The organism is Streptomyces sp. GESEQ-35 (genome assembly GCF_017948485.1).
Taxonomy (GTDB): domain Bacteria; phylum Actinomycetota; class Actinomycetes; order Streptomycetales; family Streptomycetaceae; genus Streptomyces.
The window spans coordinates 124,472-149,642 of record NZ_JAFFSX010000022.1 but is presented as its reverse complement, the minus strand read 5'-3'; the positions used below and the strand labels follow the sequence as shown (position 1 = coordinate 149,642).

At 69.7% G+C, this 25,171-nt stretch carries 20 protein-coding genes; 13 read left to right on the top strand and 7 right to left on the bottom strand.

Annotation, left to right across the window (positions count from 1 at the left end; all coding sequences use genetic code 11):
* Positions 1-116: 116 nt before the first annotated feature.
* On the top strand, positions 117-926 hold the full coding sequence (locus KCH87_RS34060; protein ID WP_210591289.1) for an endonuclease I family protein: 810 nt from the start codon (positions 117-119) through the stop codon (positions 924-926).
* A gap of 12 nt (positions 927-938) precedes the next feature.
* Here the strand turns inward: KCH87_RS34060 and KCH87_RS34055 are convergent, their stop codons facing one another.
* The 3 genes from KCH87_RS34055 to KCH87_RS34045 are packed head-to-tail and all read right to left on the bottom strand — an operon-like array spanning position 939 to position 5,085.
* Positions 939-2,621: a thiamine pyrophosphate-binding protein gene (locus KCH87_RS34055; RefSeq protein ID WP_210591286.1), complete on the bottom strand. Its 1,683-nt coding sequence runs from the start codon at positions 2,619-2,621 to the stop codon at positions 939-941.
* The gene (gene speB, locus KCH87_RS34050; RefSeq protein ID WP_210591284.1) at positions 2,618-3,586 is read right to left on the bottom strand and encodes an agmatinase; all 969 of its coding nucleotides are present in this window, start codon (positions 3,584-3,586) and stop codon (positions 2,618-2,620) included. Before speB ends, KCH87_RS34055 begins: the two co-directional genes overlap by 4 nt.
* 44 nt (positions 3,587-3,630) lie before the next feature.
* Entirely contained in the window at positions 3,631-5,085 is a 1,455-nt protein-coding gene (locus KCH87_RS34045) for a sodium:solute symporter (protein ID WP_210591281.1), read from the bottom strand.
* Between the two features lie 122 nt (positions 5,086-5,207).
* Here KCH87_RS34045 and KCH87_RS34040 point away from each other — a divergent pair, with 122 nt between their 5' ends.
* Together KCH87_RS34040 and KCH87_RS34035 are read left to right on the top strand one after the other, a co-directional pair.
* Positions 5,208-7,115 (top strand): PucR family transcriptional regulator ligand-binding domain-containing protein, encoded by a 1,908-nt coding sequence (locus KCH87_RS34040; protein ID WP_210591278.1) that lies wholly within the window; start codon positions 5,208-5,210, stop codon positions 7,113-7,115.
* A 66-nt stretch (positions 7,116-7,181) separates the two neighbouring features.
* Positions 7,182-7,970 (top strand): phosphatase, encoded by a 789-nt coding sequence (locus tag KCH87_RS34035; protein ID WP_210591275.1) that lies wholly within the window; start codon positions 7,182-7,184, stop codon positions 7,968-7,970.
* 173 nt (positions 7,971-8,143) lie between these two features.
* Here KCH87_RS34035 and KCH87_RS34030 read toward each other — a convergent pair whose 3' ends face one another.
* From KCH87_RS34030 to KCH87_RS34015, 4 genes are all read right to left on the bottom strand, one after another.
* Complete coding sequence (locus tag KCH87_RS34030) at positions 8,144-9,106, bottom strand: cation diffusion facilitator family transporter (RefSeq protein WP_210591271.1); 963 nt, start codon at positions 9,104-9,106, stop codon at positions 8,144-8,146.
* 5 nt (positions 9,107-9,111) lie between these two features.
* Positions 9,112-9,984, bottom strand: coding sequence for an acyl-CoA thioesterase II (locus KCH87_RS34025; protein ID WP_210591268.1), 873 nt, complete (start codon positions 9,982-9,984; stop codon positions 9,112-9,114).
* Between the two features lie 97 nt (positions 9,985-10,081).
* Positions 10,082-11,239, bottom strand: coding sequence for an acyl-CoA dehydrogenase family protein (locus tag KCH87_RS34020; RefSeq protein ID WP_210591265.1), 1,158 nt, complete (start codon positions 11,237-11,239; stop codon positions 10,082-10,084).
* A 169-nt stretch (positions 11,240-11,408) separates the two neighbouring features.
* A complete protein-coding gene (locus KCH87_RS34015) occupies positions 11,409-11,999 on the bottom strand; it encodes a TetR/AcrR family transcriptional regulator (RefSeq protein WP_210591262.1) in 591 nt (196 codons plus the stop codon).
* An 86-nt stretch (positions 12,000-12,085) separates the two neighbouring features.
* Here KCH87_RS34015 and KCH87_RS34010 point away from each other — a divergent pair, with 86 nt between their 5' ends.
* The 10 genes from KCH87_RS34010 (at position 12,086) to KCH87_RS33965 (ending at position 25,070) form a co-directional block, all read left to right on the top strand.
* A complete protein-coding gene (locus tag KCH87_RS34010) occupies positions 12,086-13,702 on the top strand; it encodes a carboxyl transferase domain-containing protein (RefSeq protein ID WP_210591259.1) in 1,617 nt (538 codons plus the stop codon).
* A gap of 14 nt (positions 13,703-13,716) precedes the next feature.
* Entirely contained in the window at positions 13,717-15,633 is a 1,917-nt protein-coding gene (locus tag KCH87_RS34005) for a biotin carboxylase N-terminal domain-containing protein (RefSeq protein ID WP_210591257.1), read from the top strand.
* On the top strand, positions 15,630-16,586 hold the full coding sequence (locus KCH87_RS34000) for a hydroxymethylglutaryl-CoA lyase (protein ID WP_210591254.1): 957 nt from the start codon (positions 15,630-15,632) through the stop codon (positions 16,584-16,586). Before KCH87_RS34005 ends, KCH87_RS34000 begins: the two co-directional genes overlap by 4 nt.
* 6 nt (positions 16,587-16,592) lie before the next feature.
* Positions 16,593-17,753 carry an acyl-CoA dehydrogenase family protein gene (locus KCH87_RS33995; RefSeq protein ID WP_210591252.1) on the top strand — a complete coding sequence of 387 codons (1,161 nt, stop codon included), beginning with the start codon at positions 16,593-16,595 and terminating at the stop codon, positions 17,751-17,753.
* A 131-nt stretch (positions 17,754-17,884) separates the two neighbouring features.
* Entirely contained in the window at positions 17,885-18,931 is a 1,047-nt protein-coding gene (locus KCH87_RS33990) for an ABC transporter substrate-binding protein (protein WP_210591251.1), read from the top strand.
* A gap of 117 nt (positions 18,932-19,048) precedes the next feature.
* Positions 19,049-19,885: a siderophore-interacting protein gene (locus KCH87_RS33985; RefSeq protein WP_210591249.1), complete on the top strand. Its 837-nt coding sequence runs from the start codon at positions 19,049-19,051 to the stop codon at positions 19,883-19,885.
* Positions 19,886-20,034: 149 nt separating this feature from the next.
* Positions 20,035-21,477, top strand: coding sequence for a lysine decarboxylase DesA (gene desA, locus KCH87_RS33980; RefSeq protein ID WP_210591405.1), 1,443 nt, complete (start codon positions 20,035-20,037; stop codon positions 21,475-21,477).
* Complete coding sequence (locus KCH87_RS33975) at positions 21,461-22,762, top strand: lysine N(6)-hydroxylase/L-ornithine N(5)-oxygenase family protein (RefSeq protein ID WP_210591247.1); 1,302 nt, start codon at positions 21,461-21,463, stop codon at positions 22,760-22,762. Before desA ends, KCH87_RS33975 begins: the two co-directional genes overlap by 17 nt.
* Positions 22,759-23,304 carry a GNAT family N-acetyltransferase gene (locus KCH87_RS33970; protein WP_210591245.1) on the top strand — a complete coding sequence of 182 codons (546 nt, stop codon included), beginning with the start codon at positions 22,759-22,761 and terminating at the stop codon, positions 23,302-23,304. The genes KCH87_RS33975 and KCH87_RS33970 overlap by 4 nt, the downstream gene beginning before the upstream one ends.
* Positions 23,301-25,070, top strand: coding sequence for an IucA/IucC family siderophore biosynthesis protein (locus KCH87_RS33965; protein ID WP_210591243.1), 1,770 nt, complete (start codon positions 23,301-23,303; stop codon positions 25,068-25,070). The genes KCH87_RS33970 and KCH87_RS33965 overlap by 4 nt, the downstream gene beginning before the upstream one ends.
* The last annotated feature ends 101 nt before the right edge of the window (positions 25,071-25,171 follow it).

Sequence of the window (25,171 nt, the reverse complement as noted above, 5' to 3'; positions counted from 1 at the left end):
ATTTGCCGGACTGGGCCACCTGATCGACATGTGCAGTTTATTTACAGGCACTCATGTCCATGTCACGCTCCCGTTTGCCCGCTCCATTCAACACGCGTAGAACGGACACCCCCACGATGCCCGTGACCCCCATACGCAAGCGCCATTGGAAGACCCTGGCGCTGACCGTCTCGGCCGTACTCGTAGGCCTCACCGCGCCGGCGCTGACCGCGACCCCCGCGGCCGCCACGACGACCGCGTACGACGACACGTACTACGCGGACGCGATCGGCAAGACCGGCACCGCCCTCAAGTCCTCGCTGCACACGATCATCAGCGACCAGAGCAAGATCTCGTACTCCGCGGTCTGGAACGCGCTCAAGGCCACCGACCAGGACCCGAACAACAGCAGCAACGTGGTCCTGCTGTACAGCGGTGCCTCGCGCAGCAAGTCCCTCAACGGCGGCGATGTCGGCGACTGGAACCGTGAGCACACCTGGGCCAAGTCGCACGGCGACTTCGGCGAGGCGACCGGCCCCGGCACGGACCTGCACCACCTGCGCCCCTGCGACGTGACGATCAACAGCACCCGGGGCAACCTGGACTTCGACAACGGCGGCAGCACGGTCACCAACGGCGGCGGCAGCCTCGTCGACTCCAACTCCTTCGAGCCGCGCGACGCGGACAAGGGCGACGTGGCCCGCATGATCCTCTACATGACCGTGCGCTACGAGGGCGGCGACGGCTGGGCCGACCTGGAGCCCAACGACTCGGTCGGCAACGGCAGCAACCCGTACATGGGCCGCCTCTCGGTCCTCAAGCAGTGGAACGACGAGGACCCGCCGAGCGCGTTCGAGGAGAACCGCAACGAGGTCATCTACGACACCTACCAGCACAACCGCAACCCGTTCATCGACCACCCGGAGTGGGTCGAGTCGATCTGGTAGTCCCGGTCGGCCCTACAGATGCGTAGGCGCGAACATCCGCAGCACAGCCGGGAGTACGACCACCGAGGGTCCCGGTGCCGCCAGCGCCTTCGCGAGGTCCGTCTCCAGGGTCTCGGGGGACGTGCGAACCCCCGGGACCCCGAACGACTCCGCCAGCGCCACATAGTCCGGCCGCGTCAGCTCCGTCGCCGTCGCCTCGCCGAAGGCGTCGTTCATGTACTCGCGGAGGATGCCGTAGCCGCCGTCGTCGACGATCAGCCAGGTGACCGGCAGGTCGTACTGCTTGGCCGTCGCCAGCTCGGCGATGGAGTAGAGGGCGCCGCCGTCGCCCGACACCGCCAGCACCGGGCGGGTCGGGTCGGCGGCGGCCGCGCCGAGCGCCGCCGGGAAGCCGTAGCCGAGGCCGCCGGCACCCTGGGCCGAGTGCAGGTGGTTGGGGCCCTTGGCGTCGAACGCCGACCAGGCCCAGTACGCGAGGATCGTCATGTCCCAGAAGGACGGGGAGTCGGCGGGCAGGGCCCTGCGCACCGAGGCCAACACGTCCTGTTCCAGGGTGAGTTCCTGGGCGGCGATACGCTCGGACACCTTCGCGAGCACCGTTCGTACGCGTTCCGGGGCCGAGGAGTCGGAACGCTCCTCCACCGTCTCCAGCAGCGCCTGAAGCGCAAGGCGCGCGTCCGCGTGGATGCCCAGCGCCGGATGGTTGGACTCCAGCTTGCCGAGGTCCGCCTCGATCTGGATCACCCGGCCGCGCGGCTTGAACGTGTGGTAGTTGGACGACACCTCGCCCAACCCCGAGCCCACCACCAGGAGTACGTCCGCGTCCTCCAGGAAGTCCGTGGTGTGCCGGTCCTCGATCCAGGACTGCAATGACAGCGGGTGCTTCCAGGGGAACGCGCCCTTGCCGCCGGGGGTCGTGACGACCGGCGCCTGGAGGACCTCCGCCAGCTGCTTCAGCTTGCCCGAGGCGTCCGCCCGTACCACTCCCCCGCCCGCGATGATCGCCGGGCGGGCCGCCTTCGACAGCAAGTCGGCTGCCACCGCCGTCAGTTCGGGGCGCGGAGGCAGCTCGTCGGGGAAGGCGTCGCCGCCCGTCACCACCGGGATCGAGGTCTCGGCCAGCAGCACGTCCTGCGGGATCTCCACCCATACCGGGCCGTGCGGAACCGTCAGCGCCGACTTCCAGGCCGCCTCGATCGCGGACGGGATCTGGGACTGCGTACGGACCGTGTGGACGGACTTGACCACGCCCCTGAACGAGGCCGCCTGGTCCGGGAGTTCATGCAGATACCCGTGCCGGCCGCCGCCCAGCCCCGCGGTCGGGATCTGGCTGCTGATCGCCAGCACGGGGGCGGAGGCCGCGGCCGCCTCCTGGAGCGCGGCCAGTGAGGTCAGCGCGCCCGGCCCCGTCGACAGCAGCAGCGGTGCCGCCTCGCCCGTGATCCGGCCGTACGCGTCGGCCGCGAACCCGGCGTTGTTCTCCACCCGCAGGCCGATGTACCGCAGGTCGCTGCGGCGCAGCGCGTCGAACATGCCCAGCGCGTGCTGGCCGGGCAGCCCGAACACCGTGGTCGCGCCGAGCCCGGCCAGCGTCTCCACGACCAGGTCCCCGCCGTTGCGGCCGGGGGGAGGGTTCAGCGCGGCCTCCGTCTGAGCGGCGGTGGGGCGGAGTACCAGGTCGTGGTCGTGAGTCACTTCGCGCGGGCCTCTGCAATCTGGCGGGACATGATCGTGGTCAGTTCGTACGCCGTGTGGGACGCGGCCACCGACGTGATCTCGGCGTGATCGTACGCGGGCGCCACCTCGACGACGTCGGCCGAGACCAGGTTGCAGGAGGCCAGCCCCCGCAGGATCTCCAGCAGCTCCCTCGACGTCATGCCGCCCGCCTCGGGCGTTCCGGTGCCGGGCGCGTGGGCCGGGTCCAGGCAGTCGATGTCGATGGAGATGTACAGCGGGCGGTCGCCGATGCGCTGCCGCAGCTGGTCGGCGACCTCGTCGACGCCGCGCCTCATGACGTCCGCCGACGTGACGATGCCGAAGCCCATCTTCTCGTCGTCGTCCAGATCCTGCTTGCCGTACAGCGGGCCGCGCGTACCGACGTGGGAGAGGGCGGCGGTGTCCAGGATCCCCTCCTCCACCGCCCGCCGGAAGGGCGTCCCGTGCGTGTACTCCGCGCCGAAGTACGTGTCCCAGGTGTCGAGGTGGGCATCGAAGTGCAGCAGCGCCACCGGCCCGTGCTTCTTGGCTACCGACCTCAGCAACGGCAGCGCGATCGTGTGGTCGCCGCCGAGGGTCATGAGCCTGGCCCCCGTCCCCAGCAGCTCGTCCGCCGCCGCCTCGACGGTCTCCACGGCCTCGTTGATGTTGAAGGGGTTCACCGCGATGTCCCCGCCGTCCGCGACCTGCGCCAGCGCGAACGGGGACGCGTCCTGCGCCGGGTTGTAGGGGCGCAGCAGCCGGGACGCCTCGCGGATCGCGTTGCCGCCGAAGCGGGCGCCCGGCCGGTACGAGACGCCCGAGTCGAACGGCACGCCGACCACGGCGACATCGGCACGGCCGACCTCGTCGAGTCGCGGCAGCCGGGCGAAGGTCGCGGGTCCGGCGTACCGCGGGACGCGGGAGGAGTCGACGGGGCCGCGGGGCGTCTCGTTGCTGCTCATGGACGTATGCCTTCTTTCCTGCACTTCATCACGTATGTACGACTCTACTGGTGGGCCGGAACCGGCTCGGAAGCGAGTTCGGGTGCCCGCCCGGCAAGTCGCTCGCGCCATGCGGCGAGTACGGCCGCATCGGTCGGCTTCGTCGCCAGGGACACGACGACGTAGGCGGCCAGGGAGGACAGCAGGCCGTAGTAGATGGGCTCGTTGGCGAGGATGCCGTACGTCGCCATCAGGCCGATGACGGAGAGACCGCCGACCGCGACGGAGGCGAGCGCGCCCGGGGCCGTGCCCCGCTTCCACAGCAGTCCGCCGAGGATCGGGACGAGGAGTCCGCCGACGAGCAGGTTGTACGCCACCGTCAGCGCCTCGACGACGTTGTTGAGCGCGATGGCCGTACCGATCACGGCGAGGCCCATGATGAGGATGAAGGCACGGTTGTCCTTGACCTCGTCACGGTCACCGGACGCGATCCTCCCCCGCAGCCGCGACCAGATGTCGTTGTTGGCGACGGTGGCACAGGCGATCAGCGCGCCGGAGGACGTCGACATCACCGCGGCCAGGGCGGCGGCCAGCACCAATCCCCTGACGCCGACCGGGAGTTCGTCCTTCACGATGGTCGCGAAGGCGTCGTCCGGGCTCCCCAGCTTCGGGTAGAGCACCTTGGCCGCCGTACCGATGACGGCACCGGCGAGGGCGTACGCGAGGCAGTAGGTGCCCGCGACCGTGCCGCCCCACTTCGCCGTCGTGTCGCTGCGCGCGGTGAAGACGCGCTGCCAGATGTCCTGACCGATGAGCATGCCGAAGGTGTAGATCAGCACGTAGGTGAAGATCGTCTCGCCGCCGATGCCCAGCGGGTCGAAGTACTCGGTGGGCAGCTGCGCCTTCATCTCGCTGAACCCGCCCGCCTTGACGACGGCGATGGGCAGCAGGAGCAGCAGCACGCCGATGGTCTTCACCACGAACTGCACCATGTCCGTCAGCGTGATCGACCACATGCCGCCGAGCGTCGAGTACGCGACGACGATCGAGCCGCCGAGGATGATCGCGACGGTCCGGTTCATGTCGAAGAGGACGTCGAAGATCGTGGCGTACGCGATGGTCGAGGTGACGGCGAGCATCAGGGTGTACGCCCACATGACCACGCCGGAGATGACGCCGGCCCGGCCGCCGTAGCGGAGATCCAGCATCTCGGAGACGGTGTAGACCTTCAGCCGGGCGATGCGGGCGGAGAAGAAGACGGACAGGGCGAGCAGGCCCAGCCCGATGGCGAACACCATCCACGCGCCCGACAGCCCGTACTGATACCCGAGCCCCACCCCACCGATGGTGGACGCGCCGCCGAGGACGATCGCGGCCATGGTGCCGGAGTACATGGTGGGTCCGAGACGGCGCCCGGCGACGAGGAACTCGCTCTTCGACCTGGCGCGGCGCATGCCCCACCAGCCCATGGCCAGCATGGCGGCCAGATAGACGACGATCACTGTGTAGTCGATGGCCACAGGGCCCTCCTTCGGTCGGTCTCGCCGGCGGGTGCTGAGGACTGACCCTAGGTGGCCGGAAAGCGACTGCGAAGTGTACGTTTCATCCATTCAAGGTGCTTCGAGTGGAGGGAACGCACACCATGCCGGACCCCGCCGTTCCCCCCACGCCACCCGTGCCCCTCGCGGCACTCCTGGCCCGCGAGGACCTCGCCCTGCGCCAGATCGCCGGGCCCACCGATCCGGACATCGTCATCCACTGGGCGCACACCTCGGAGATGGCGGACCCGTACCCGTATCTGCTGGGCGGCGAGCTGCTGCTGACCGCCGGGGTGCACATTCAGGACGCGGCGGGCTCGGGCACGTACTTCGACGACTATGTGTCCCGGATCGTCGCGGCGGGCGGCGCGGCCCTCGGCTTCGGTGTGGCACCGGTGCACGACACGGTGCCGCGGGCGCTGGTCGCGGCCTGCGAGGCGTACGAGCTGCCGCTGGTCGAGGTCCCGCCGCAGACCACCTTCTCCGGTGTGGCCCGCGCGGTCTGGCAGCTCATGGCCCAGGCCCGCCTGGCTGAGCTGCGCCGCGTGACGGAGGCCCAGCAGAGCCTGGCGGCCGCCGCGTCCCGCCCGGACCCGGTGCCGTCGGTCCTGCGACAGCTCGCCCAGCGGGTCGGCGGACGGGCCGTGCTGTACGGCCCGGACGGCGGGGAGATCGCGGAGGCGGGGCGGGGACCCGGGGCTGAGGTGAAGGAGGCGCTCGCGGATCTGGCGGGGGTGGTACGGCCGACGAGCGCGACCCGGCAGCCGACGGAGCCCGGAGCGACAGGCACGACTCGACAACCCGCGGGTCCCGACGCAACAGGCAAGGCTCGGCAACCCGCGGGTCCCGGCGCAACAGGCACAGCTCGACGACCGACAGAGCCCAGCGCGACAAACACGACTCGACAACCCGCGGGTCCCGGCCCGACAGGCACAGCTCGACGACCGACAGAGCCCGGCGCGACAGGCACGACTCGGCAACCCGCGGGTCCCGGCCCGACAGGCACAGCTCGGCAGCCACGTGAGCCCGGCGCGCCTGGCTCTCCCGTGCCCACCGAACGCCCACCCGCGAGCCGTCCCTCCCCCACCTCCGCCACCGACACCGTCGCCGGCACTCACCTCGCCGCCTACGCCCTCGGCTCCGGTCAGGGCTTCGTCCTCGGTATCGCGGCCCCGCAGCGCGACCCCGGTGACCACACCATCGCCTCCGTCGCCGCGGTGCTGCTCACCCTCCTCACCGGCGAACACCACAGCGGCGCGGGTGCGGCCCGGTCCTCCGCGCTGGTACGGCTGCTGCTGGGCAGCCCTCCCGAGGACGTCGCGCCGCTACTCAGCAGATCAGGTGAAGTCGGCTGCGGTTTGGCCGCGCCCCGAAGGGGCGCGGGGAACTGCGCGACCAGCCACGATGGCGCCGCAGCAGACCGACGGCACATCTCGGCACTTCCAGCGAAGCGTCCAGGCGGTGACCGGTGGCTGGTCGTGCATGCGCGGCCCGACGCGCACACCCCCGACGCGGTCGCCGCCTCCGCGCTGGGCGCCGCGCTCGGTTCGCCGTTGGTGGACCTCGCAGGGGATGTCGTACGAGTACTCGTACCGGTCCGTGAGATCGCCCCGCAGCCCGGCTGGACGCTCGGGGTCAGCGCGGCCGTCGCGCCGCAGGAGTGGCCGGCCGCCGACACTCAGGCGGCCCGTGCCCTGGCACGCGCGCGTGCCACCCGCACGGCCCTGATCCGGCACGGCGCCCACCGCAGTCTCACCGAACTCTTCCCGCAGGACGAGGCCGAGGCGCACGCCCGCACCCTCCTCGCCCCCGTCGCCGCCACCCCGGCCCTCACCGAGACCCTGCACACCTGGCTTTCCCTGCACGGGAGTTGGGACCGTACGGCCGTGGCGCTGTCCGTGCACCGAAACACCGTGCGGCAGCGGATCGCCCGGTGCGCGGCGCTGCTGGACGCCGACTTGGACGATCCCGACGTACGCATGGAACTGTGGTTCGCCCTGCGGAAACGGTGAGTGACGCACGTCCCAGCGGTCGGGACGCCGGGTGTTCGCACAGAGGTCTGCTCCACAATGGTTCTCATGCCGATACCCGGGACACCCAGCCGCGCCGAGCTCGTCGACCACCTCGTGAAGACCCGCATCGCGGGCGACGTGGCCACCCCTCGCGAGAACAACCTCTCCCACTACCGCAAGCTGGCGAACGGCGACCGGCATTACTGGCTCGGCCTCGAGCTCGGGGAGCGCTGGACGGACGAGCAGGACGTGCTCGCGGTGATGACGGAGCGGGTGGGTGTCCATGACGATCCGGAGTACCGGTACGGCCAGGACACCATCGACCCCGAGCTGACGGTCGACGCCCTGGACCGGATGGCGGCCCGGCTGCGCAAGGCGGCGGACGGCGAGCAGCGGGTGCTGTTCGCCACCGGCCACCCCGGCGGCCTGCTCGACGTGCACCGCGCCACGGCCGCCGCGCTGCGCACGGCCGGCTGCGAGATCGTCGTGATCCCGGACGGGCTCCAGACGGACGAGGGGTACGTCATGCAGTTCGCGGACGTGGCGATGCTGGAGCACGGCGCCACGCTGTGGCACACGCACTCCGGCGATCCGATGCGCGCCATCCTCACGAGCCTCGATCAGGAGGGCCGCCCGCTGCCCGACCTGGTCGTCGCCGACCACGGCTGGGCCGGTTACGCCGCCCAGCACGGCGTCGACTCCGTCGGTTACGCGGACTGCAACGACCCCGCCCTCTTCCTCGCCGAGTCCGAAGGCACCCTCCAGGTCGCGATCCCGCTCGACGACCACGTGCTCAGCCCGCGCTACTACGACCCGTTGACGGCGTATCTGCTGACGGAGGCGGGGCTGGCCTAGGGCCTGTCCGGCAGATCAGGTCGGTCGACGCGATGGGGGTCCCCCGCGCGAGCGCCTTCGAGCGTGGGGAGTCGGCAACCGGCGACAACACCGCAGATCGGCGTGGCGGGCCCCGCGTCTGCGACATGGTCCGCCGGACAGCCCCGAGCCTCGGCAAGCACGCGGACCGGCGTTCAGGGCCAGGGGTTGAGCCCCTCTTCCCGTCGCTGCGCATGCCCTGGCGTCGGATCCAGATACAGCCGGGTCACCGCGGGGAACGCCTCCCGCAGCCGCTGCTCGGCCTGCTCGCAGGCCCACTCGATCTGCGCGGCCGTCGAGATGTCCCGGAAGTCGATCTTCGCGGCGACCAGCGCCTCCCGCGGTCCCTGCACGAGTGTCGTCAGCTCCAGTACGGCCTCGATGTGCTCCACGGCCAGCAGCTCGGCGCGGATCCGCTCCCGCATGGGCTTCGGCAGCGGGCGGCCGATGAGGAGTTCGGCGTTGGAGCGGCCGAGGACCCAGGCGACGTACAGCAGGAGCAGGCCGATGCAGAGGGAGGCGATGCCGTCCCATACGCCCGACCCGGTGAGCTGCCCGCCGAGCAGGCCGCCCGCCGCCAGCAGCAGGCCCGCGAGCGCGGCCGTGTCCTCCAGGACGACGGCCTTCACGGCGGTGTCGGGGGTGTGCCGGAGGTAGACCTTGAAGGGCGCCTTGAAGCGGGCCGCCTCGCCGCGCGCCTGCTTCAGGCCGGTCCGCAGGGAGTAGCCCTCCAGCAGGAACGCGAGGGCGAGCACGATGTACGACACGAGCGGGTCACCCAGCTCCTCGCCCTCGACCAGGGTGTGGATCCCGTCGTAGATCGAGAAGACCGCGCCGCCGACGAAGGTGGCGACGGCGGCGAGCAGCGCCCAGATGTACCGCTCGGGGCCGTAGCCGAGCGGATGTTCCTCGTCGGCGGGTTTCTCGCTGCGCTTGAGGGCCGTGAGCAGCAGCAGCTCGGTGACGGTGTCGGCGACGGAGTGTGCGGCCTCGGAGAGCATCGCGCTGGATCCGCTGATGACGCCGGCGACGGCCTTGGCGGCCGCGATCCCGAGATTGGCGAGGGCGGCGACGATGACCGTGGTGGTGCTCTCGCCGCCGCCTTCCGGTGGACTCATGCCCCTCAGTGTGATCGAGGGGCGCGGACGACGCCCTCCTGTATCACCGAGATCGCGAGGTTTCCGTCCTGGGTGTAGATCCGGGCCTGGCCGAGGCCGCGGCCGCCGTGCGCGGACGGCGACTCCTGGTCGTACAGGAGCCACTCGTCGGCACGGAAGGGGCGGTGGAACCACATCGCGTGGTCGAGGGAGGCGCCGACGACGTCCCCGACGGCCCAGCCGCCGCGCCCGTGCGCGAGGAGGATCGAGTCGAGGAGCGTCATGTCGGAGACGTAGGTGGCGAGGACGACGTGCAGGAGAGGGTCGTCGGCCAGCTTGCCGTTGGTGCGGAACCAGACCTGGGAGTGCGGTTCGCGGGGCTCGCCGAACTTGCCGTACGGAGGTTCCTCGACGTAGCGCAGGTCGACGGCGGCGCGGGCCTCGGCGAACTTCTCCAGGACGTCGGGGGAGAGGTGGCCGTACCCGCTCATCCGCTCCTCGGCGGTGGGGAGCGTGGCGGGGTCGGGGGACGACGGCATCGGCGCCTGGTGGTCGAAGCCTTCCTCGTGTTTCTGGAAGGACGCGGACAGGGCGAAGATCGGCTGTCCGTGCTGGACCGCGACGACGCGGCGCGCGGTGAAGGAGCGGCCGTCGTTCATGCGGTCGACGGTGTAGACGATGGGCGCGCCGGGGTCGCCGGCGCGCAGGAAGTACGCGTGGAGGGAGTGGGCGAGACGGTCCTCGGGGACCGTACGCCCGGCGGCGACGAGCGCCTGGGCCGCGACCTGTCCGCCGAAGACGCGTGGGACGACGGCGGAGCGGGACTGGCCGCGGAAGATGTTCTCCTCGATCTGCTCAAGGTCGAGCAGATCGAGGAGACCCTGTAGTGCCTGGCTCATGGGATGAGTCTCCCAGCCCCGTGTTACGCCGGACCGCCGAATGTTACCCGCGAGTAGACATTTGGTTGAAGATCACACGACGCGGGGCCGTGAAGTCTTACAGCCCCATGTCCTTCGCGATGATCGTCTTCATGATCTCGCTGGTGCCGCCGTAGATACGGTTGACGCGGTTGTCGGCGTACAGGCGGGCGATCGGGTACTCGTTCATGAAGCCGTAGCCGCCGTGCAGCTGGAGGCAGCGGTCGATCACGCGGTGCGCGACCTCGGTGCAGAACAGCTTGGCGCTGGCGGCCTCGGCGGGGGTGAGCTCGTCGGCGTCCAGGGCCTCCAGCGCACGGTCGACGACGGCCTCGGCCGCGTCCACCTCGGCCTGGCAGGCGGCCAGCTCGAACTTGGTGTTCTGGAAGGAGGCGACGGGCTTGCCGAAGACGGTGCGCTCCTGCACGTACTCCTTGGCGAACCGGACCGCGGCCTTGGCCTGCGCGTAGGCGCCGAAGGCGATGCCCCAGCGCTCGGAGGCGAGGTTGTGGCCGAGGTAGGAGAAGCCCTTGTTCTCCTCGCCGAGGAGGTCCTCGACGGGCACCTTGACGTCGACGAACGCGAGCTCGGCGGTGTCGGAGGTCTTGAGGCCCAGCTTGTCGAGCTTCCGCCCGATCGAGTAGCCCTCGGACTTGGTGTCCACGGCGAAGAGGGAGATGCCGAAGCGGCGGTCCTCGGCGGTGGGCGCGGCGGTGCGGGCGCAGACGATGACCTTGTCGGCGTGGACACCACCGGTGATGAAGGTCTTGGCGCCGTTGAGGACGTAGTGCGTGCCGTCCTCGCTCAGCTTGGCGGTGGTCTTCATGCCCGCGAGGTCGGACCCGGTGCCCGGCTCGGTCATCGCCAGGGCCCACATCTCCTCACCGGAGACGAACTTCGGCAGGAACCGCTTCTTCTGCTCATCCGTGGCGAGCATCTTGATGTACGGCAGACCGAGCAGCACGTGCACACCGGAGCCGCCGAACTGGACACCCGCGCGAGCCGTCTCCTCGTACATCACGGCCTCGAACTTGTACGAGTCGATGCCGGCGCCGCCGAACTCCTCGTCCACGCGGATACCGAAGATGCCGAGCTCGGCGAGCTTGTAGTAGAAGTCGCGCGGCGCCTGGCCCGCGGCGAACCACTCGTCGTAGACCGGCACGACCTCGGCCTCGATGAAGGCGCGAAGGGTCTCCCGGAACGCCTCGTGATCCTCGTTGAACACAGTACGGCGCACGCCGCCACCCCTTCTGTGCGCCTAAACCGGCGCCGCTCTCGCGTACCTGGTTGCTCGCCGTGGGGGTTCCTCAATCGATGGTTGCGGTCCCATGGCTAAGCGCTTGCTCAGCAACCACCGTACCGGCGAGTACGAAGCCGCGTCCAGACCGGCCCGTACGTAACGCTCGTCACGCCCCCGCCGCCGCGAACGCCCCCCGCGCCATCCGGTGCAGCAGCTCCGCCGTGACCCCGCGCCCCGGCAAGGCCCCCGGCCGCCCCAGATGCGGGGTCGAGTTCAGCAGCCCGAAGACCGAGTGCACCGCCGACCGGGCCGTCGGTTCGTTCAACCCCGGGTACACCTCGCGCACCACCTCCACCCACAGCTCGACGTACTGCCGCTGAAGCTGCCGTACGAGCTTGCGGTCGCTGTCGCGGAGGCGGTCCAGCTCGCGGTCGTGCAGGGTGATGAGGGGACGGTCGTCGAGGGCGAAGTCGATGTGGCCCTCGATGAGGGAGTCGAGGAGCGCGTCGGCGTTGCCGTCCGTCTCGGCGACCCTGCGCTTCCCGCCCGTCAGCAGCTGGCCGCTGATGCCCACCAGCAGCTCGGCGAGCATCGCGTCCTTGCCCGCGAAGTGCCGGTAGAGACCGGGGCCGCTGATGCCCACCGCGGCACCTATCTCGTCGACTCCCACCCCGTGGAAGCCGCGCTCGGCGAAGAGTCGAGCCGCCTCCTTGAGGATCTGCTCACGGCGGGTGGGGGCGTCGGTTCTGGTGGCCATGAAGGCAATTCTAGACAGGGAGGTTAGTGGTCGTTAACCTGAAGGAAATGGGTTAACGCTCATTAACAAGGTGAGGGGACCGCAGGATGCAACAGGCACCGGAGCTCCACAGCGCGGCAGACCCCGCGTCGGAGGCCTGGCGGGCCAATGAGGCGGCGCAGCTGGCGCTCGTCGAGGAGCTGCGCGGCAAGCTGGCCGCCGCCCGGCTCGGCGGCGGCGAGAAGGCCCGTGCCCGCCACACCGCGCGCGGCAAGCTGCTGCCCCGCGACCGGGTCGACACCCTCCTCGACCCCGGCTCGCCCTTCCTGGAGCTGGCCCCGCTGGCGGCCGACGGGATGTACGACGGACAGGCCCCGGCGGCCGGTGTCATCGCCGGGATCGGGCGGGTCGGCGGGCGCGAGTGCGTGATCGTCGCCAATGACGCCACCGTGAAGGGGGGGACGTACTACCCCGTCACCGTGAAGAAGCATCTGCGGGCGCAGGAAGTCGCCCTGGAGAACCGGCTGCCCTGTCTCTACCTCGTCGACTCCGGCGGCGCCTTCCTCCCCATGCAGGACGAGGTCTTCCCCGACCGCGAGCACTTCGGGCGCATCTTCTACAACCAGGCCCGGATGTCGGCGGCCGGCATCCCGCAGATCGCCGCCGTCCTCGGCTCGTGCACGGCCGGCGGGGCGTACGTCCCCGCGATGAGCGACGAGGCCGTGATCGTCCGCAATCAGGGGACCATCTTTCTCGGCGGGCCCCCGCTCGTGAAGGCCGCCACCGGTGAGGTCGTCACCGCGGAGGAGCTCGGCGGCGGCGAGGTCCACGCGCGTGTGTCCGGCGTGACCGACCACCTCGCGGAGGACGACGCGCACGCGCTGCGCATCGTCCGCAACATCGTCGCCACGCTTCCCGCGCGCGGGCCGCTGCCCTGGAATGTGGAGCCCGCCACGGAACCCAAGGTCGACCCGTACGGGCTGTACGGCGCCGTGCCCGCCGACCCCCGTACTCCGTACGACGTCCGCGAGGTCATCGCGCGCGTCACCGACAGCTCCCGCTTCGCCGAGTTCAAGGCCGAGTTCGGGCAGACCCTGGTCACCGGCTTCGCCCGGATCCACGGCCACCCGGTCGGCATCGTCGCCAACAACGGCATCCTGTTCTCCGAGTCCGCCCAGAAGGGCGCCCACTTCATCGAGCTGTGCGACCAGCGCGGGATCCCGCTGGTGTTCCTCCAGAACATCTCCGGGTTCATGGTCGGGCGGGACTACGAGGCCGGTGGCATCGCCAAGCACGGCGCCAAGATGGTGACGGCGGTCGCCACGACCCGGGTGCCGAAACTGACCGTCGTGGTGGGCGGCTCGTACGGCGCCGGGAACTACTCGATGTGCGGCCGCGCCTACTCCCCCCGCTTCCTGTGGATGTGGCCGGGCGCCAAGATCTCCGTCATGGGCGGCGAGCAGGCCGCGTCCGTCCTCGCGACCGTCAAGCGGGACCAGTTGGAGGGCCGCGGGGAGTCCTGGCCACAGGACGAGGAAGAGGACTTCAAAGCGCCGATCCGTGCGCAGTACGAGCGTCAGGGGAACGCTTACTACGCCACCGCCCGCCTCTGGGACGACGGCGTCATCGACCCGCTGGAGACCCGTCAGGTGCTGGGCCTGGCCCTGACCGCGTGCGCCAACGCGCCCCTGGGCGAGCCCCAGTTCGGCGTCTTCCGGATGTGAGGGACCTTACGACGATGTTCGACACAGTGCTTGTCGCCAACCGGGGTGAGATCGCCGTCCGGGTCATCCGCACGCTGCGCGCTCTGGGCGTCCGCTCGGTCGCCGTCTTCTCCGACGCGGACGCCGACGCCCGGCACGTCCGGGAGGCCGACACGGCGGTACGGATCGGACCGGCCCCGGCGGCGCAGAGCTATCTGTCCGCGGAGCGCATCCTCGACGCCGCCGCCCGCACCGGCGCACAGGCGGTCCACCCCGGGTACGGCTTCCTCGCCGAGAACACCGCCTTCGCGCGCGCGTGCGACGCACAAGGGCTGGTCTTCATCGGACCGCCCGCGCAGGCCATCTCCCTGATGGGTGACAAGATCCGCGCGAAGGAGACGGTCGCGGCGGCCGGGGTGCCGGTGGTGCCCGGCGGACGCGACCCCGAACTGGCGGACGCGGCCCGCGAGTTGGGTGCACCCGTGCTGCTCAAGCCGTCGGCCGGCGGTGGCGGCAAGGGCATGCGGCTGGTGCGGGACCTGGCCGTCCTGGACGAGGAGATCGCGGCGGCCCGGCGCGAGGCCGCGGCCTCCTTCGGCGACGACACGCTGCTCGTCGAGCGGTGGATCGACCGGCCCCGGCACATCGAGATCCAGGTCCTGGCGGACTCCCACGGGAACGTGATCCACCTGGGCGAGCGCGAGTGCTCCCTCCAGCGCCGCCACCAGAAGATCATCGAGGAGGCGCCTTCCGTCCTGCTCGACGAGGCCACGCGTGCGTCCATGGGCGAGGCGGCGATCCAGGCGGCCCGTTCCTGCGGGTACGTCGGCGCGGGCACGGTCGAGTTCATCGTCCCCGGCGGCGATCCGTCGTCGTACTCCTTCATGGAGATGAACACCCGCCTCCAGGTCGAGCACCCGGTGACGGAGCTGATCACGGGCCTGGACCTGGTGGAGTGGCAGCTGCGGGTGGCGGCGGGCGAGCGACTGCCGTGGGCGCAGGAGGACATCTCGCTCACCGGGCACGCGATCGAGGCCCGCGTCTGCGCCGAGGACCCCGCGCGCGGGTTCCTCCCGACCGGCGGCACCGTGCTCGGTCTCCGCGAGCCCCAGGGCGACGGCGTCCGCACCGACTCCGGGCTCAGCGAGGGCACGGAGGTCGGCAGCCTGTACGACCCGATGCTGTCCAAGGTGATCGCGTACGGCCCCGATCGTGCGACCGCGATCAGGAAGCTCCGGGCGGCCCTCGCCGGGACGGTGACGCTGGGCGTGCAGACGAACGCGGGGTTCCTGCGGAGGCTGCTGGGTCATCCGGCCGTGGTCGCGGGCGAGTTGGACACGGGGCTGGTCGAACGGGTTGTGCCCGACCTCGTCTCCACCGACGTACCCGAAGAGGTCTACGAGGCGGCAGCGGCCGTACGCCTGGAAGCCCTCCGGCCGCGCGGCGACGGCTGGACCGACCCGTTCTCGGTGCCGAGCGGCTGGCGGCTGGGCGGGGAGGCCAAGCCGGTCGGCTTCCACCTCCGGGTGAACGACCCCGTGGAGTACGTCCCGCGCGGCACCCACACCGTCACCGACGACGAGGTGTCGGTGCTGCTGGACGGTGTCCGGCACACCTTCCACCGGGCCGGCGACTGGTTGGGCCGCGACGGCGACGTCTGGCAGGTGCGGGACCACGATCCGGTGGCCGCGTCGCTCACCCGGGCCGCGCACTCCGGTGCCGACTCGCTCACCGCGCCCATGCCCGGGACGGTGACGGTCGTGAAGGTCGCCGTCGGCGACGAGGTGAGCGCGGGCCAGAGCCTGCTGGTCGTGGAGGCGATGAAGATGGAGCACGTCATCTCCGCCCCGCACGCCGGCACGGTCGCCGAGCTGGACGTGGCGCCGGGCACGACGGTCGCCATGGACCAGGTACTGGCGGTCGTCTCACCGCACGAGGAGGCAGCGGAATGACGGTTCAGGGACTCCCCATGGTCGTACCGGCCCAGGACCTGCCCCCACGGGTAAGGATCTTCGAGGTCGGCGCGCGCGACGGTCTCCAGAACGAGAAGTCGACCGTGCCGACCGAGATCAAGGCGGAGTTCATCCGCCGCCTGGCCGACGCGGGCCTGACGACGATCGAGGCCACCAGCTTCGTCCACCCCGAGTGGGTGCCCCAACTGGCGGACGCGGAACAGCTGTTCCCGCTCGTGCGCGAGCTGCCGGTCGCGCTCCCGGTCCTGGTGCCGAACGCCCGCGGGCTCGACCGGGCGCTGGCCCTGCACGCGCGTCGCGTCGCCGTCTTCGCCAGCGCCACCGAGTCCTTCGCGAAGGCCAACCTCAACCGCACGGTCGACGAGGCGCTGGCCATGTTCGAGCCGGTGGTCGCGCGGGCGAAGGACCACAAGGTCCATGTCCGCGGCTATCTGTCGATGTGCTTCGGCGACCCCTGGGAGGGCCCGGTCCCGGTCCACCAGGTCGTGCGGATCAGCAAGGCGCTGATGGACATGGGCTGCGACGAGCTGAGCCTCGGCGACACGATCGGCGTGGCGACCCCGGCGCACGTCCAGAACCTGCTGGCCGAGCTGAACGAAGAGGGCGTGCCGACCTCCGCGATCGGTGTGCACTTCCACGACACGTACGGCCAGGCACTCGCCAACACCCTGGCCGCGCTGCAACACGGCGTCACCACCGTCGACGCCTCGGCGGGCGGCCTCGGCGGCTGCCCGTTCGCCAAGTCCGCCACCGGCAACCTCGCCACCGAAGACCTCGTGTGGATGCTCCAGGGACTCGGCATCGACACCGGAGTAGACCTCGGCCGCCTCGTCGCCACCAGCGTGTGGATGGCCGACCGACTGGGCCGACCCAGCCCGTCCCGCACCGTCCGTGCACTCGCCAAAACGACACAGCCCCACAAGGAGCAGTGATCTGCCATGGACCACCGTCTCTCCCCCGAACTCGAAGAACTCCGGCGTACGGTCGAGCAGTTCGCGCACGACGTGGTCGCACCCAAGATCGGCGAGTTCTACGAACACCATGAATTCCCGTACGAGATCGTCCGCGAGATGGGCCGCATGGGCCTGTTCGGGCTGCCGTTCCCGGAGGAGTACGGCGGTATGGGCGGCGACTATCTGGCGCTGGGCGTGGCTCTGGAGGAGCTGGCCCGGGTCGACTCCTCGGTGGCCATCACCCTGGAGGCGGGCGTCTCGCTCGGCGCGATGCCGATCCACCTCTTCGGCACGGAGGAGCAGAAGCGCGAGTGGCTCCCCCGCCTCTGCACCGGCGAGATCCTCGGCGCCTTCGGCCTGACCGAGCCGGACGGCGGCAGCGACGCGGGCGCGACGCGTACGACGGCCCGTCTGGACGCCGAGACGAACGAATGGGTGATCAACGGCACGAAGTGCTTCATCACCAACTCCGGCACGGACATCACGAAGTTGGTGACGGTCACGGCGGTCACGGGCCGCAAGCCGGACGGCAGGCCGCTGATCTCCGCGATCATCGTCCCGTCCGGCACGCCCGGTTTCACGGTCGCCGCCCCCTACTCGAAGGTCGGCTGGAACGCCTCGGACACCCGCGAGCTGTCCTTCGCGGACGTCCGGGTCCCGGCCGCGAACCTCCTGGGCGAGGAGGGCCGCGGCTACGCCCAGTTCCTGCGCATCCTCGACGAGGGCCGTATCGCGATCGCGGCGCTGGCGACCGGCCTGGCCCAGGGCTGCGTCGACGAGTCCCTGAAGTACGCCAGGGAACGCCAGGCCTTCGGCCGTCCCATCGGCGCCAACCAGGCGATCCAGTTCAAGCTCGCCGACATGGAGATGAAGGCCCACACCTCCCGCCTGGCCTGGCGCGACGCCGCCTCCCGTCTGGTGACCGGGGACCCCTTCAAGAAGGAGGCGGCACTGGCCAAGCTCTACTCGTCCACCATCGCCGTCGACAACGCCCGCGAGGCGACCCAGATCCACGGCGGCTACGGCTTCATGAACGAGTACCCGGTGGCGCGAATGTGGCGTGACTCGAAGATCCTGGAGATCGGCGAGGGCACGAGTGAAGTCCAACGGATGCTGATCGCACGGGAGTTGGGGCTGACGGGCTGAGCCGCAGGTCACCGGCTTCGCACAGGCTTGAGCAAGGGGGTTGCCCGCCCCCTGGACAAGTAATGAGGTTAGGCTAACCTACTTTCGCAATGTCCAGCAGGTGATCCACCCCGTTCGAAAGCAGCGTACCCATGCCCAACGCCAGAGCCACCCACCTCACCCGCCGCGGCATCCTCGCCGCGGGCGGCGCCCTCGGCCTCGGCGCCGTGCTCGCAGCCTGCGGCGACGACGACTCGGGCAGCGAGGGCTCGGACGCGAAGGCATCCGCCAACACCTCCGGCCCCTGGTCGTTCAAGGACGACCGCGGTACGACGGTGAAGCTCGACAAGGCCCCGGCGAACATCGTCGCGTTCACCGGCGTCGCCGCCGCACTGTACGACTACGGCATCTCCGTCAAGGGCGTTTTCGGCCCGACGAAGACCACGGACGGCAAGGCCGACGTCCAGGCCGGCGACATGGACATCAGCAAGGTGACCATTCTCGGCAACGCCTGGGACCAGTTCAACGTCGAGAAGTACGCCGCCCTCGCCCCGGACGTCCTCATCTCCACGATGTTCGACGACGCCGGCACCCTCTGGTACGTCCCCGAGGCGTCCAAGGACAAGATCGCCAAGCTCGCCCCGAGCGTCGGTATCTCCGTCTACGACCGCCAGATCACCGAGCCGCTGGAGCGCATGTGGGCGCTCGCGGAGTCGCTCGGCGGGGACATGAAGGCCGCCGCGGTCACCGAGGCCAAGAAGAAGTTCGAGGACGCGGCCGCGCGGCTGCGTGCCGCCGCCAAGGCCAAGCCCGACATCAAGGTGATGGCCGGCTCCGCCAGCCAGGACCTGTTCTACGTCTCCGGCACGAACCTCTCCATCGACCTCGAGTACTTCAAGGCCCTCGGCGTGAACTTCGTCGAGCCCCCCGAGAAGGCCAAGGCCGTGGGCGGTGGCTGGTTCGAGAGCCTCAGCTGGGAGAACGTCGACAAGTACAAGGCCGACATCATCATGATGGACGACCGGACTTCGACGATTCAGCCGGCGGACATCACTGAGGCGACGTGGAAGAAGCTGCCTGCGGTGAAGGCGGGGCAGGTCATCGCGCGGTCGCCGGAGCCGATCCTGTCGTACGACAAGTGCACGCCGCTTCTGGAGAACCTCGCTGAGGCCCTTGAGAACGCGAAGAAGGTCAGCTGAATTAGGGGTGGCTGAGCTTTGCGGGTGACTGCGGGTCCGTTGTGGCTGGTCGCGCAGTTCCCCGCGCCCCTAAAAGACAAGGACGTCACCCCGCCGCCTGATCACAGGAGCGCCCCGATGACCACCGCCGTAGCCGCCCCGTTCCGTTTCTTCTCCCTGCACGTCGTGCGGACTCGGCGGCTCGGGCCGTCTCTGGTCCGGGTCAGCTTCACAGGCGAAGACCTCCAGCAGTTCTTCTCCGACGGGTGCGACCAGTCGCTGTCGCTGTTCATCCCCGCCGAGGGCCGGACCGAGCCCCGCGTCCCCGTCGAGCTCGGTGACGGCTGGTGGCAGGCGTGGCGCGAACAGCCCGACGACGTGCGGGCCGTGATGCGGTCGTACACGCTCCGGGCGTTGCGGCGGGATCCCGACGAGATCGACATCGACTTCGTGCTGCACGAGCCCGCCGGGCCTGCCTCCCGGTGGGCCGCGCGGGCCGCCGCCGGGGACAAGGTGCAGCTGCTCGGACCGGCGATCGCCGACAACCGGGCCATCCGCTTCCGGCCGCCCGCCGACACGGACCTGGTCGTGATCTGGGGCGACGAGACGGCCGTACCCGCGGTCTCCGCCATCGTCGAGTCGCTGCCGGCCGGCACCCGCGCCCGGGTCTGGCTGGAGGTGCACCACGCCGGTGACATCCAGGACCTGGCGACCGAGGCGGACGTGGAGATCAACTGGCTGGTCGCCGAGAAGCCGGGCATTGAGGGGTCCCCCATGGCCCTCGGCGCCCTGCGCGACGCCCAACTCCCGCCCGCCGAGCACCCGTACGTCTGGATCGCGGGCGAGTCCGGCTGTGTGAAGCAGCTGCGCCGGCACTTTGTGGGCGAGCGCGGGATCGACCGCCGCCGGGTCACGTTCGTGGGCTACTGGCGGCAGGGGCTGACCGAGGAGCAGCTGCGCGAGCGCGGCGAGTGATGCGACAGCGACAGGAGTGATCACCGTCACGGGCGGGGTTGGGTTTCCCTTGCGTAAAATCTGGCTAACTTAGGTTAGGCTAACCTAAGTTGAAGCCCATACTCCGCTTCGCCCGTCCCGCACGGATCGTCCCACCGGAGGACCCCCTCATGCGCTCGCACCTGCTCAATGACACGACCGCGGAGCGGTACCGCAGCTCCGTGACCGAAGGAATCGAGCGGGTGGCGGCCAAACTCGCCACCACCGACCGTCCGTTCACCGGCGTCACCGTCGACGCGCTCGCCCCCCGTGTCGACGCGATCGACCTCGACCGGCCGCTGCTCGACACCGCCGCGGCCCTCGACGAACTGGAGGACGTCTACCTCCGGGACGCGATCTACTTCCACCACCCCCGCTACCTCGCCCACCTCAACTGCCCGGTCGTCATCCCGGCCGTGCTCGGCGAGGCGATCCTCTCCGCCGTCAACTCCTCCCTGGACACCTGGGACCAGTCGGCCGGCGGCACCCTCATCGAGCGCAAGCTCATCGACTGGACGACCGCCCGAATAGGCCTCGGACCGGCCGCCGACGGCGTGTTCACCTCGGGCGGTACGCAGTCCAACCTCCAGGCGCTGCTGCTGGCCCGTGAGGAGGCGAAGTCCGACTCCTTCGCCAAACTGCGCATCTTCGCCTCCGAGGTGAGCCACTTCAGCGTGAAGAAGTCGGCCAAACTCCTCGGTCTGAGCCCGGACTCCGTGGTCTCCGTCCCCGTCGACCACGACAAGCGCATGCAGACGGTCGCCCTCGCCCACGAGCTGGAGCGCTGCAAGAAGGACGGCCTGGTGCCCATGGCGGTCGTCGCCACGAGCGGCACCACCGACTTCGGCTCCATCGATCCGCTGCCCGAGATCGCCGAGCTGTGCGAGCAGTACAACACCTGGATGCACGTCGACGCCGCCTACGGCTGCGGGCTCCTCGCCTCGCTCAAGTACCGCCACCGCATCGACGGCATCGAGCGCGCCGACTCCGTCACCGTCGACTACCACAAGTCCTTCTTCCAGCCGGTGAGTTCGTCGGCCGTGCTGGTCCGGGACGCCGCGACGCTCCGCCACGCCACCTATCACGCGGAGTACCTCAACCCGCGCCGCATGGTGCAGGAGCGCATACCCAACCAGGTCGACAAGTCGCTCCAGACCACCCGCCGCTTCGACGCGCTCAAGCTGTGGATGACGCTGCGCGTCATGGGCGCCGACGGCATCGGCGAGCTCTTCGACGAGGTCTGCGACCTGGCCGCCGAGGGCTGGCAGCTGCTCGCCGCCGACCCGCGCTTCGACGTGGTCGTTCAGCCCTCGCTCTCCACCCTCGTCTTCCGCTACATCCCGGCCGCCGTCACCGACCCCGCCGAGATCGACCGGGCCAACCTGTACGCCCGCAAGGCCGTGTTCGCCTCCGGTGACGCGGTGGTCGCGGGCACCAAGGTCGGCGGCCGCCACTACCTGAAGTTCACCCTGCTCAACCCCGAGACCACGACGGCCGACATCGCCGCCGTCCTCGATCTGATCGCCGGCCACGCCGAGCAGTACCTGGGAGAGACCGTTGTCCGCGCTTCCTGAAGCCCCTGAAAAGATCGAAGCCGCTGAAAAGCTCCTCGACTTCGTCGGGATAGGCCTCGGCCCCTTCAACCTCGGCCTGGCCTGTCTGACCGAGCCCATCGACGAACTCGACGGGGTCTTCCTGGAGTCGAAGCCCGACTTCGAGTGGCACGCGGGCATGTTCCTGGACGGCGCCCACCTCCAGACCCCGTTCATGTCGGACCTGGTCACCCTCGCCGACCCGACGTCGCCGTACTCCTTCCTCAACTACCTCAAAGAACAGGGGCGGTTGTACTCGTTCTACATCCGCGAGAACTTCTATCCCCTGCGCGTCGAGTACGACGACTACTGCCGCTGGGCCGCGAACAAACTCAGCAGCGTCCGCTTCAGCACGACGGTGGCGGACGTGACGTACGACGAAGGGGACGGCCTGTACGTCGTACGCACCACGAAGAACGAGATCTTCCGCGCCCGCCACCTGGTCCTCGGCACCGGCACGTCGCCGTACTTCCCGGAGGCCGTGCGCGGCCTGGGCGGCGACTTCTTCCACAACTCCCGCTACATGCAGAACAAGGCGGAGCTTCAGAAGAAGGAGTCGATCACGCTCGTCGGCTCCGGCCAGTCAGCCGCCGAGATCTACTACGACCTCCTCAGCGAGATCGACGTCCACGGCTACCGGCTGAACTGGGTGACCCGCTCCCCGCGCTTCTTCCCGCTCGAATACACCAAGCTCACGCTGGAGATGACCTCCCCGGAGTACATCGACTACTTCCGCGAGCTGCCCGAGGCCACCCGCTACCGGCTCACGGCCGAGCAGAAGGGCCTGTTCAAGGGCATCGACGGTGACCTGATCAACGAGATCTTCGACCTGCTGTACCAGAAGAACCTCGGCGGCCCGGTGCCCACGCGTCTGCTCACCAACTCCTCGCTGGGCGACGCGCGTTACGAGAACGGCACGTACACCCTCTCCTTCCGGCAGGAGGAGCAGGGTAAGGACTACGAGATCGAGTCCCAGGGCCTGGTGCTGGCCACCGGCTACAAGTACGCCGAGCCGGAGTTCCTGAAGCCCGTGCGCGACCGTCTGGTCTACGACTCGCAGGGCAACTTCGACGTCGCCCGCAACTACTCGATCGACACCACGGGCCGCGGCGTCTTCCTCCAGAACGCCGGCGTGCACACCCACAGCATCACGTCCCCGGACCTGGGCATGGGCGCGTACCGCAACAGCTACATCATCGGTGAGCTGCTCGGCAGCGAGTACTACCCGGTCGAGAAGACCATCGCGTTCCAGGAGTTCACCGTATGAGCACCGCGACCGACCTCGGCACCTTCACCTTCCGTCCGCTCGACCCCCTGAAGGACGCCGAGCTGCTGCACACCTGGGTCACGCACCCCAAGGCGGCCTTCTGGATGATGCAGGACGCCAGGCTGGAGGACGTCGAACGCGCCTACATGGAGGTCGCGGCCGACGAGCACCACCACGCCCTGCTCGGGCTGCTCGACGGCGAGCCCGCGTTCCTCATGGAGCACTACGACCCGGCCCACCGCGAACTGGTCGGCCTGTACGAGCCGCAGCCCGGCGACGTCGGCATGCACTTCCTCACGCCGGCGACCGACGCGCCCGTGCACGGCTTCACCAAGGCTGTCATCACCGCCGTGATGGCCCATCTCTTCGAGGACCCGCGCACCGCCCGCGTCGTCGTCGAGCCGGACGTGACCAACAAGGCCGTCCACGCCCTGAACGCAGCCGTCGGGTTCGTGCCCGAGCGAGAGATACAGAAGCCGGAGAAAGAAGCGTTGCTGAGTTTCTGCACCCGCGAGCAGTTCGAGAAGGCGGTGTCCGCATGACCCTCGCCGACGCCACGGCCCACCTCTCCCCCGAACACTGGGAGACGGCCAACCGCCTGCTGATCCGCAAGGCCCTCGCCGAGTTCGCGCACGAGCGGCTGCTCACCCCCGAGAAGGACGGTGACCAGTACGTCGTACGCAGCGACGACGGCCTGACCCGCTACCGCTTCACCGCCACCCGCCGCGCCCTCGACCACTGGCAGGTGGACGCCGACTCCGTCACCCGTCACCGCGACGGCGCCGAACTCCCCCTCGCCGCCCTGGACTTCTTCATCGAGCTGAAGAAGTCCCTGGGCCTGAGCGACGAGGTCCTGCCGGTCTACCTGGAGGAGATCTCCTCCACCCTCTCCGGCACCTGCTACAAGCTCACCAAGCCGAGGACAGCCTCCGCCGAGCTGGCGAACAGCGGCTTCCAGGACATCGAGACCGGTATGACCGAGGGCCACCCCTGCTTCGTGGCCAACAACGGACGACTCGGCTTCGGCATCCACGAGTACCTGTCGTACGCCCCCGAGACCGCGAGCCCCGTCCGGCTGGTGTGGCTGGCCGCGCACCGCTCACGGGCGGCGTTCACGGCGGGGGTCGGGATCGAGTACGAGTCGTTCGTACGCGAGGAGTTGGGCGCGGAGACCGTCGAGCGCTTCAACGAGACCCTGACGGCGAAGGGCCTGGCCCCGGACGACTACCTCCTCATCCCCGTCCACCCCTGGCAGTGGTGGAACAAGCTCGCCGTCACCTTCGCCGCCGAGGTCGCCCGCGGGCTCCTGGTCTGCCTGGGCGAGGGCGACGACGAGTACCTGGCCCAGCAGTCCATCCGGACCTTCTTCAACAAGTCCGCCCCCGAGAAGCACTACGTCAAAACCGCCCTCTCGGTCCTCAACATGGGCTTCATGCGCGGGCTCTCGGCCGCCTACATGGAGGCCACGCCCGCGATCAACGACTGGCTCGCCCAGCTCATCGACAACGACCCGGTGCTGAAGTCGACCGGCCTGTCGATCATCCGCGAGCGGGCGGCCGTCGGCTACCGGCACCTGGAGTACGAGAAGGCGACGGACCGCTACTCGCCATACCGCAAAATGCTCGCCGCGCTGTGGCGCGAGAGCCCGGTGTCATCGCTCCAGGACGGCGAGTCGCTCGCCACCATGGCGTCCCTCGTCCATGTGGACCACGAGGGCGCCTCCTTCGCGGGCGCGCTGATCGAGCAGTCGGGACTGGCCCCCAAGGAGTGGCTGCGCCGCTACCTCAAGGCCTACTTCACCCCGCTCCTGCACAGCTTCTACGCCTACGACCTGGTCTACATGCCGCACGGCGAGAACGTGATCCTCGTCCTCAAGGACGGCGTGGTCGAGCGCGCGATCTACAAGGACATCGCCGAGGAGATCGCCGTCATGGACCCGGACGCGGTGCTGCCGCCGACGGTCGAGCGGCTGCGCGTGGAGGTCCCGGAGGAGAAGAAGCTCCTCTCCATCTTCACCGACGTCTTCGACTGCTTCTTCCGCTTCCTCGCCGCGAACCTCGCCGCCGAGGGGATCATCGAGGAGGACGACTTCTGGCGGACGGTCGCCGAGGTCACCCGCGACTACCAGCACTCGGTCCCCGAACTCGCCGACAAGTTCAAGCAGTACGACATGTTCGCCCCCGATTTCGCCCTGTCCTGCCTCAACCGCCTCCAACTGCGCAACAACAAGCAGATGGTGGACCTGGCCGACCCGGCGGGCGCACTGCAACTGATCGGCACCCTCAAGAACCCCATAGCAGGGCTGTAGCGGCCCTTCACAGACAGACGGGCCCCCGGAGTACGGTCCTCCGGGGGCCCGTCGTCACTTCTGGACGCCCTTGACGGCCACGCCCTTCTTTAGGGGCGCGG